This is a genomic window from Gluconobacter sp. P1D12_c, from assembly GCF_018812105.1.
Lineage (GTDB): Bacteria > Pseudomonadota > Alphaproteobacteria > Acetobacterales > Acetobacteraceae > Gluconobacter > Gluconobacter oxydans_A.
In genome coordinates this window covers 1-607 of the sequence record NZ_JACSIQ010000179.1, presented here as the reverse complement: position 1 = coordinate 607, position 607 = coordinate 1, and the positions used below count along the sequence as shown (strand labels likewise).

The window sequence follows — 607 nt, the reverse complement described above, 5'->3', positions numbered from 1 at the left end:
TATCATGGGGGGTATTATCCTCGTTCATGGCTTGGGCATGTGTTCCATCTGGGGTGGTCTGTTGATGATATCTGCTGGCTGATATCTGCTGACTGCAAGCACCTTGGGCTTATAGCTCGGGATTATTCTGCTGATGAGAATCTGCGTTTTGCGTGTCGTTCGGAACAGGAAGACAGGCGACGCTTCAGGCTTCCTGCTGGAGGTTTAGAATACGTTCCAGAGGTTAAGGAAGCGAAGGAATCACGCGGAGAGATTTTTGATGCAGKACCGTCTGAGAATGGGTGTGAGTCATCTTCTCGGATAGGTTTTTATGAGCTTCTTCGTCGCAACAGTGGGAACAAGGTTKATGTGTTTAAACATCTTGAACGCATTGGCAGGGATGAGGCCATAAGGCTTCAATCTGATCGCATTGCTGACAGGCTTGAAGGTCTGGGGATTCCGTCTAGGCGTAAGAAGCAGGATGGCACCTTTTTCAAGGTGGGTTTGCTGTCTGGATTAGCTAAGCAGATGGATGAACAGTTTAGGCATATCATGTTCATTCCTGCTGTTGCTGTTGCTGAGCGTCGCCAGTTGAGGAATGAGCTGACCTATTGGATTGATAACATTC

The 607-nt window shown here is 48.1% G+C and carries 1 protein-coding gene; it reads left to right on the top strand.

Annotated features, from left to right (window positions below):
* Positions 1-607, top strand: a 607-nt coding sequence (locus KP705_RS16210) for a hypothetical protein (protein WP_215764988.1), incomplete at both ends; no start/stop codon positions are given.